General features: G+C 40.9%; 10 protein-coding genes. All 10 read right to left on the reverse strand.

Annotated features, from left to right (window positions below; genetic code table 11):
- Nucleotides 1-70: 70 nt before the first annotated feature.
- Nucleotides 71-724, reverse strand: coding sequence for a phosphate signaling complex protein PhoU (gene phoU / locus I1J71_RS08350; protein ID WP_004252561.1), 654 nt, complete (start codon nucleotides 722-724; stop codon nucleotides 71-73).
- Between the two features lie 10 nt (nucleotides 725-734).
- Nucleotides 735-1,493 carry a phosphate ABC transporter ATP-binding protein PstB gene (pstB, locus tag I1J71_RS08355; RefSeq protein ID WP_006148225.1) on the reverse strand — a complete coding sequence of 253 codons (759 nt, stop codon included), beginning with the start codon at nucleotides 1,491-1,493 and terminating at the stop codon, nucleotides 735-737.
- Between the two features lie 12 nt (nucleotides 1,494-1,505).
- Complete coding sequence (gene pstB, locus I1J71_RS08360; RefSeq protein WP_195184422.1) at nucleotides 1,506-2,309, reverse strand: phosphate ABC transporter ATP-binding protein PstB; 804 nt, start codon at nucleotides 2,307-2,309, stop codon at nucleotides 1,506-1,508.
- A gap of 10 nt (nucleotides 2,310-2,319) precedes the next feature.
- A complete protein-coding gene (gene pstA, locus I1J71_RS08365) occupies nucleotides 2,320-3,204 on the reverse strand; it encodes a phosphate ABC transporter permease PstA (protein ID WP_004252556.1) in 885 nt (294 codons plus the stop codon).
- Nucleotides 3,194-4,111 carry a phosphate ABC transporter permease subunit PstC gene (gene pstC / locus I1J71_RS08370; RefSeq protein WP_006148223.1) on the reverse strand — a complete coding sequence of 306 codons (918 nt, stop codon included), beginning with the start codon at nucleotides 4,109-4,111 and terminating at the stop codon, nucleotides 3,194-3,196. The genes pstA and pstC overlap by 11 nt, the downstream gene beginning before the upstream one ends.
- Complete coding sequence (locus tag I1J71_RS08375; protein WP_195184423.1) at nucleotides 4,111-4,989, reverse strand: phosphate ABC transporter substrate-binding protein PstS family protein; 879 nt, start codon at nucleotides 4,987-4,989, stop codon at nucleotides 4,111-4,113. Before I1J71_RS08375 ends, pstC begins: the two co-directional genes overlap by 1 nt.
- Before the next feature lie 116 nt (nucleotides 4,990-5,105).
- Nucleotides 5,106-6,410 carry an RsmF rRNA methyltransferase first C-terminal domain-containing protein gene (locus I1J71_RS08380; RefSeq protein WP_195184424.1) on the reverse strand — a complete coding sequence of 435 codons (1,305 nt, stop codon included), beginning with the start codon at nucleotides 6,408-6,410 and terminating at the stop codon, nucleotides 5,106-5,108.
- Between the two features lie 6 nt (nucleotides 6,411-6,416).
- Nucleotides 6,417-7,184 carry an inositol monophosphatase family protein gene (locus tag I1J71_RS08385; RefSeq protein WP_195184425.1) on the reverse strand — a complete coding sequence of 256 codons (768 nt, stop codon included), beginning with the start codon at nucleotides 7,182-7,184 and terminating at the stop codon, nucleotides 6,417-6,419.
- Nucleotides 7,174-7,452, reverse strand: a complete 279-nt coding sequence (locus I1J71_RS08390; protein WP_195184426.1) for a UPF0223 family protein — start codon at nucleotides 7,450-7,452, stop codon at nucleotides 7,174-7,176. Before I1J71_RS08390 ends, I1J71_RS08385 begins: the two co-directional genes overlap by 11 nt.
- A complete protein-coding gene (locus I1J71_RS08395) occupies nucleotides 7,453-7,854 on the reverse strand; it encodes a Spx/MgsR family RNA polymerase-binding regulatory protein (protein WP_195184427.1) in 402 nt (133 codons plus the stop codon).
- Nucleotides 7,855-7,945: the final 91 nt, after the last annotated feature.

The raw sequence follows: 7,945 nt of genomic DNA on the forward strand, positions 1-7,945 counted from the left end.
TCATTTTCTTAAACAAAAAAAGAAGCGTTTATTCATTATTCAGCTCCTTTTTCTGTATATTTAATCAATTTTATAATTCGACAATCTTACCTGTTTCAAAGTAAACAACCCATTCACAGATATTTTTTGCATAGTCACCGATGCGCTCCAAGTATGAAATCACTTGGAAGTAATCACGACCTGTGACGATAGCATCTGGATTCTTTCTGATTTCTTCAGTTGCCAAATCACGAATATTTTCAAAGTAATGGTTGATTTTTTCATCCATTGTTGCAACTTCATAGGCCTTGTCAACTGATCCGTTTAGGTAAAGTTCGAGGGTTGTTTCTACAAAATCTTTAACATCACGTCCCATCTTTTTGATTTCTTCTTCAACTGCTGGGATGCGTTGTTCACCCTTCATACGAATGGTTGCCTCAGCAATGGATACAGCGTGGTCACCCATACGTTCCAAGTCAGAAACAGCCTTTAGAACTGTTAGAACTGTACGTAAATCTTGTGATACCGGCTGTTGAAGGGCAATGATTTCAAATGATTTCTTTTCAAGTTTCAATTCGTATTCATTGACTTCTGCGTCTTGCTCGATGACTTCTTTAGCCAAGTCACGGTCATGGGTGACAAAAGCACGTACAGTACGATTGATTTGGGAAAGAACTTCTTGTCCCATAGCGTAAAATTGGTTATGCAATTTCTCTAAATCTTCTTCAAATTGAGATCGTAACATCTTTTTCTCCTTATCCAAATTTACCTGAAATGTAATCTTCTGTTTCCTTATGTTGTGGATAGAGGAACATTTCCTTGGTATCGTTAAATTCAATCAAATCTCCATTGAGGAAAAAGCCTGTTTTATCAGAGATTCGAGATGCTTGCTGCATGGAACGAGTAACCAATAGCATGGTGTACTTGTCCTTAAGGCTATATAGGGTTTCTTCGATTTTTCCAGCCGAGATAGGGTCTAAGGCTGAGGTCGGCTCATCCAAGAGGATAATCTTTGGACTAGTCGCCAATACACGGGCTACACAGACACGTTGCTGCTGTCCACCTGAAAGTCCAATAGCTGAATCATGCAAGCGATCCTTGACCTCATCCCAGATTGAAGCACGCTGTAAAGCTTTCTCCACAGCTTCGTCCAAGACTTGCTTGTCTTTCTCTCCATTAATTCTTAGTCCATAAACAACATTTTCGTAGATAGACATTGGGAATGGATTGGGTTGTTGGAAAACCATTCCGATTTCCTTACGTAATTCAACCGTATCAGTACGAGGGCTATAGATATTGTGCCCATTATAAACCACTGATCCAGTTGTCGTCACTTCAGGATTAAGGTCACCCATTCGGTTAATAGCCTTGAGCAGGGTTGATTTCCCAGATCCAGATGGACCGATAAGGGCGGTAATTTCCTTGGGTTGGAAAGATAAGGAAACACTATTCAAAGCCTTCTTTTTGTTGTAATAAACAGACAGGTCTTTGACCTGTAAAATCGGTTCTGTCATACTGTTTCCTTTCTAACCAAAGTGTCCAGTTACATAGTCATTGGTAGACTGTAGCTTCGCATTTTGGAAAATGTTTGACGTTTTATCGTACTCAATCAAATCTCCCAAGTAGAAAAATCCAGTGTAGTCACTTGCACGCGCAGCCTGTTGCATACTGTGGGTCACAATAATGATGGTGAAGTCCTTCTTCAACTCCAACATGGTCTCCTCAAGCTGAGCTGTCGCAATCGGATCCAAGGCTGATGCCGGCTCATCCATCAAGAGAATGTCTGGTTTTACAGAAATAGCACGTGCGATACAGAGACGTTGCTGCTGACCACCTGAAAGCATCAAGGCAGACTTGTGAAGGTCATCTTTGACCTGGTCCCAGAGGGCTGCCTGGCGAAGTGAGGTTTCTACAATTTCATCAAGGACCTTCTTATCCTTAACACCTGCACGTTCGTGTGCAAAGGTGATGTTACGGTAGATTGATTTAGCAAATGGGTTTGGACGTTGAAACACCATTCCGATGTGTTTACGCATTTCATAAACATTGATTTCAGGACGGTTAACGTCAATACCTCGATAGAGAATCTGTCCTGTAACCTTAGCAATATCAATGGTATCATTCATACGGTTGAGACTGCGTAGGTAGGTTGATTTCCCAGAACCTGACGGTCCGATCAAGGCCGTAATTTTATTTTTTTCGAATTGCATATCCACGCCCTTGATGGATTCATTCTTACCGTAGTAAACATGTAAATCCTTCGTAGAGAGGGCCACTTTTTCTTCTGGAAAAGTAATGATATGCCTTTCATCCCAATTATATTTTGACATGGCTTCTCCTTTAGGCAGCGGTTAATTTCTTATGTAGATAGCTTCCGAGTTTACGTGCTCCAAAGTTAAAGATTAAGATAAAGATTAGGAGCACTGCAGCAGAACCTGCTGAAACAAGTGTTCCATCAGGAATAGTTCCTTCACTGTTGACTTTCCAGATATGAACAGCCAAGGTTTCTGCTTGACGGAAGATTGAGATTGGACTACTTACGCTGAGAACATTCCAGTTAGACCAGTCAAGAGCCGGTGCAGATTGACCTGCTGTGTAGATAAGGGCTGCAGCTTCACCAAAGATACGACCTGAAGCAAGCACGATTCCCGTTACAATTCCAGGAAGAGCTTCAGGAATAACGACATGAAGGACTGTTTCCCAACGAGAAAGTCCAAGCGCCAAACCAGCTTCACGTTGCGTATGGTGAACATGTTTCAAACTATCTTCAACATTACGAGTCATCTGTGGAAGATTAAAGACTGTTAAAGCCAAGGCACCAGAAATAATGGAAAATCCATACTCAAACTGGACTACAAAGATGAGGTAACCAAAGAGTCCCACAACTACGGATGGTAGAGAAGACAAGATTTCAATACAGGTACGAACGAAATTGGTAATACGACCTTTTTTAGCATACTCTGCTAGGAAAATTCCAGCTCCCATTGATAGAGGCACAGAGATGAATAAGGTAATCACCAAAAGGAAAAAGGAATTATAAAGCTGAATTCCAATACCGCCACCTGCTTGATATGAGGATGATTTTCCTGTCAAGAAAGACCAAGAAACATGTGGCAAGCCTCGAACCAAGATATAGAGAATCAAGGAAGCTAGAATGGTCACAATGATTCCTGCGATGGTGTAGAGGACAGCTGTTGCAAGTTTATCTAATTTCTTAGCGTGCATAGTTTTTCTTTCCTCTTTCTTTCGTAATCAGTTTAATGACACTGTTAAAGGCCAAGCTCATCAAAAGCAATACTAAGGCCAGTGACCAAAGAACATTATTATCAACAGTTCCCATAACGGTATTACCAATTCCCATGGTCAAAACAGAGGTCAGAGTCGCTGCTGGTGTCGTCAATGAAGTTGGAACAACTGCTGAGTTACCAACAACCATCTGAATTGCAAGGGCTTCACCGAAAGCACGCGCCATACCAAAGACTACAGCCGTAAAAATACCTGAACGAGCAGCCTTCAAGGTTACACGCCAGATAGTTTGCCAACGAGTCGCTCCCATGGCTAAACTAGCTTCACGGTAGTGACGAGGAACTGCACGTAGGCTATCTGTTGTCATGAAGGTTACAGTCGGCAAAATCATAACAAAGAGAACGAAAATTCCTGATAAAATACCGAAACCTGTTCCACCAAAGACAGTACGTACAAATGGTACCACGACCTGCAAACCGATAAATCCATATACTACTGAAGGAATCCCAACTAAGAGTTCAATAGCAGGTTGCAAAATCTTTGCCCCTTTTGGTGATACTTCTGTCATAAAGACTGCTGCCCCAATGGCAAATGGTGTTGCAATAAGAGCTGATAGGATGGTAACAATAAAGGAACCTAAAATCATTGGAAGGGCACCAAATTGTTTACCTGACGGATTCCAAGTTGCACCAAAAAGAAAATCAAAGATATTCACACCATTGACAAAGAAAGTGGACAAACCTTTTTGAGCTACAAAGATCAAAATCATTGCAACAATGATAACAATCAAAGATAGGCAGGCAAAGGTTAGCCCTTTTCCTAATTTCTCAAGACGAGAGTTTTTTGAAGGAGAGAGCAATTTTTTTGATAATTCTTCTTGATTCATTATTGGCTCCCTTCTATGGCTGTCACAGTACCTGCAGCATCTTTTTCAACCTTCATTTCCTTGACAGAAATATAACCCATTCCTTTAACAATTCCATTCTGAGCTTCGTCTGAAAGGACAAAGTTTAGGAATTCGGCAACCAATTCATTTGGCTCACCAAGTGTATACATATGTTCATAAGACCACAAAGGCCAGTTATTCGTTGTAACGTTTTCTGAGATTGGCTCATAACCATTGAGTTTGATAGTCCCAACCGAATCATCAACATAGGCGAAGGCTAGGTATGAGATAGCTCCAGGGGTTTGAGAAACAATGGACTTCACCATACCGTTTGAATCTTGCTCCTGACTTTGTACCGCTGATTTTCCATCCATAATCACACTGTCAAAGGTAGCACGAGAACCTGAGCTCGCAGCTCGGTTAATAATAGAGATAGCTAAATCCTTACCGCCGACTTCCTTCCAGTTGGTAATTTCACCTGTAAAGATTTGTCGAAGTTGGTCTGTCGTCAGATTATCAACATCTACTTCTTTGTTGATGATAACAGCTATACCCGCAACAGCAACCTTATGGTCAACTAAGGCTGTTGCATCAATACCATCTTTCTCTTCCGCAAAAACATCAGAGTTGCCAACATCTACTGCTCCTGATTGAACTTGAGACAGACCTGTACCAGAACCACCACCTTGAACATTTACAGTTTTGCCAATGTTAGCAGATGCAAACTCATCTGCCGCGGCCTCCACTAGAGGTTGGAGGGCAGTTGACCCAACAGCAGTCATAGACTCCCCACGATCAATCCAACTAGCGCACCCCGCTAGCGACCCAGCAAGCAAAAGAGTTGCAAGAGATAGGGCAAGCTTTTTTCTTTTTTTCACTATTTGTCTCCTTGAAAATAATGGTGAATAGATTGGAAGATTTGAATATTTTCATGTATTTTACAAAATCATCCTTACTTCCACTATAACATAGAATAGAGGCTTTGACTAGTTTTTTACCTGAATCGCAAGCCCTTAGGGAAATAGTTTTTTAGAGTATTCCCAGTTACTTTAGCAAAACCTAGACCATTTCCACCAACCAAAACTTGGTACCAACCATTTGGAAGAGTTTCAGCTAATTGGACCGTTTCACCAGCTACATATTTGACAAAGTCTTCTTGATGAATTTCGACTCCTTGCTTGACTTGGCTTGGTTTTAAAGCTAAGCCAAGAGCAAAACTTGGTTCAAAACGTTTTTTCTTAAAAGTTCCAAGATGAAGACCATTACGAGCTATTTTGAGTTTTCCTATATCGGGTAGGACTTCTGGCAAGAGATAAAGCTGGTCTCCAAAAACTTGTAGGACTCCTGGCAGTTTTTCTTTTAAATGCTTCTTCTCAAAATCTTGCCACAAACTCAACTGTTCACGGCTGAGATTCGTCTTCGAAGGCTTGAACTTTCCAGCCTTGTTTTGACCTTTAAACTGAAGATGGGCCACGAACTGACCTTCTCCCTTAAAGTGATGAGGGTACATTCTAGCTGTTTCAGGTAAATCAATCCCAGGTACCATTCCATTGATGTGTTGGATTGGAATCAATTCAAAATGATAGCTATCCAGTAACCATTGGACGATTTCTTCGTTTTCTTCTGGAGCCCAAGTACAAGTAGAATATACAAGTCGACCGCCATCAGCCAACATAGTAACTGTATCTGCTAAAATCTCACGTTGTAGACTAGCGCACTGACTAGGATAATCCTCACTCCAATAATCCATAGCGTCAGGTTGTTTACGAAACATCCCTTCTCCTGAGCAAGGTGCATCTAAAACGATCAGGTCAAAATAGCCTTTAAAAACCTTGGCTAAACGGTCTGCTGATTCATTGGTCAAAACGACATTAGTCGCACCAAAGCGTTCCATATTTTCAACTAAAATCTTTGACCGTTTGCTTGAAATTTCATTTGAAACAAGAAGACCTTCTCCTGCAAGATAGGAGGCCAGTTGAGTGGATTTCCCACCGGGAGCTGCTGCCAAGTCTAAGACCTTCATACCTGGCTTTGGCTGGGCTACTTGAGCGACCATTTGTGCGGCAGGTTCTTGTGAATAGACCAAGCCAGTTACATGTTCTGGTGATTTCCCTGAAACCTTCCCATAGTAGCCCCAGGGTGTATTGGGAATTGCATCTGAAAAAGAAAGCTGTCTTTCTTTTAAAGGGTTGATACGAAAAGCAGAAACAGCCTCATCATCAAAAGAGGCAAGAAAAGCTCTTGCCTCATCTCCCAATATTGTTTCGTATTTTTTTACAAATCCATCTGGAAATTGCATGTAGATTTATTTCCTTTCATAGATATAGGATTGAATCTCATCTTTCATCTCGACTGGCACCATCATAACGGCCTGTCGTGTTTGAAAATCGACTTCCTCACCAGCAATCGTAAAAACCTTATAACCCAAACTCTCACCTAGGATACTTGCAGCCGCATAATCCCAAGGTTGTAAATAAGTGATATAAGTTAAAAGTCGACCTGAAAGCACCTTGGCAAAACTAATAGCGGCACTGCCATAAACTCGTGTCCCAAGTGCAGCATTTCCCAAATCCGCTAAGCCCCATTCGTTAGTCGCTAGCATTCCAGAATTACCAGACACCAAAAATTCTCTCAAGGGTTTCTTTTTAAAGAGTGGCAAAGGTTCGTCATTGCGACAGGGCGGGAAGTCTCCTCCACCATGGTAACAATCACCTTTCATGACATCATAGATAATACCAAACTTACCAACACCTTCCTCAAAATAGGCCAGCATAACGGCAAAATCTTCGCCTTGTGCTACGAAGTTGTTAGTTCCATCAATAGGATCAATAATCCATACACAACCCTGTCCTACTGCTGCACGCATGCAGCCTTCTTCTGCACAAAATAGATCATCTGGATAGCGAGAACGGATTTTTTTAATAAGTAAGTCTTGAACTTCTTTATCTAACTTAGTTACCAAATCTGTAGGGGAAGACTTACTCTCAACATGGAGATCTTCTTTCATATGCTGGAGAATGTATTCCCCAGCTTCCCTGACAATTTCTTTGGCAAATGTAAATTTATTTTCCAAGTGAAATCTTCCCTTCTCCTTTTTCTTTGGCCAACTGGACTGCACGGTAGAAAGAGTATCCACTAACTGATTCAAACTCACTTCCCAAACGTTTTTCTTCGCTCTTGCTAGGCACAACTGATTTGAATACCTTGTAGGAATCTAATAGTTGTTTTGCTTCTACCTTGGTTTCATAGGCAGCTTCAACATCATTAAAAAAAGAAAGCACTGAAGCAAGTTCTTCAGTGCTCCACGACAAATCTAGTGGGTAACTATACTGTTTATTCATCTAATTAATACCAGCTCTCAATGTAGCCTCTTTCAATTCTTGCTTACGGTAACTACGAGGAAGAAATGCACGAATCTCATCTTCATTAAAGCCAATCTGCATACGCTTATCATCAATAATGATAGGACGACGCAAAAGACTAGGGTATTGCTCAATTAAACTAAGCAACTCCGTCACCGAGATATTTTCCACATCGATATTTAACTTTTGGAAAATTTTTGAACGAGTTGAAATGATGTCATCGGTACCGTTTTCGGTCAAGGAAAGAATTTGTTGCAACTCTTTTCTTGATAAAGGACTGGTCATAATATTGTGCTCTTGGAAAGGCACTTTATGATTATCAAGCCAGGCCTTTGCCTTACGACATGATGTACAACTCGGTGATAAAAATAGTGTAATCATGCTATTCTCTTCTTTGCATACTTTTCTAACTCTATTATACAAAAAAATAAAGCGCTTGACTAGTTATTTCCGTAAAAAAAACCTACTTTTT

Source organism: Streptococcus infantis (assembly GCF_015546995.1).
In the GTDB taxonomy this organism is placed as follows: Bacteria; Bacillota; Bacilli; order Lactobacillales; family Streptococcaceae; genus Streptococcus; species Streptococcus infantis_J.

What these genes read in the sequence shown, in the direction of transcription:
- I1J71_RS08395 (WP_195184427.1), bottom strand. Translation starts at nt 7,854, where the DNA reads ATGATTACACTATTTTTATCACCGAGTTGTACATCATGTCGTAAGGCA.
- phoU (WP_004252561.1), bottom strand. Translation starts at nt 724, where the DNA reads ATGTTACGATCTCAATTTGAAGAAGATTTAGAGAAATTGCATAACCAA.
- I1J71_RS08380 (WP_195184424.1), bottom strand. Translation starts at nt 6,410, where the DNA reads ATGCAATTTCCAGATGGATTTGTAAAAAAATACGAAACAATATTGGGA.
- pstC (WP_006148223.1), bottom strand. Translation starts at nt 4,111, where the DNA reads ATGAATCAAGAAGAATTATCAAAAAAATTGCTCTCTCCTTCAAAAAAC.
- pstA (WP_004252556.1), bottom strand. Translation starts at nt 3,204, where the DNA reads ATGCACGCTAAGAAATTAGATAAACTTGCAACAGCTGTCCTCTACACC.
- pstB (WP_006148225.1), bottom strand. Translation starts at nt 1,493, where the DNA reads ATGACAGAACCGATTTTACAGGTCAAAGACCTGTCTGTTTATTACAAC.
- I1J71_RS08390 (WP_195184426.1), bottom strand. Translation starts at nt 7,452, where the DNA reads ATGAATAAACAGTATAGTTACCCACTAGATTTGTCGTGGAGCACTGAA.
- pstB (WP_195184422.1), bottom strand. Translation starts at nt 2,309, where the DNA reads ATGTCAAAATATAATTGGGATGAAAGGCATATCATTACTTTTCCAGAA.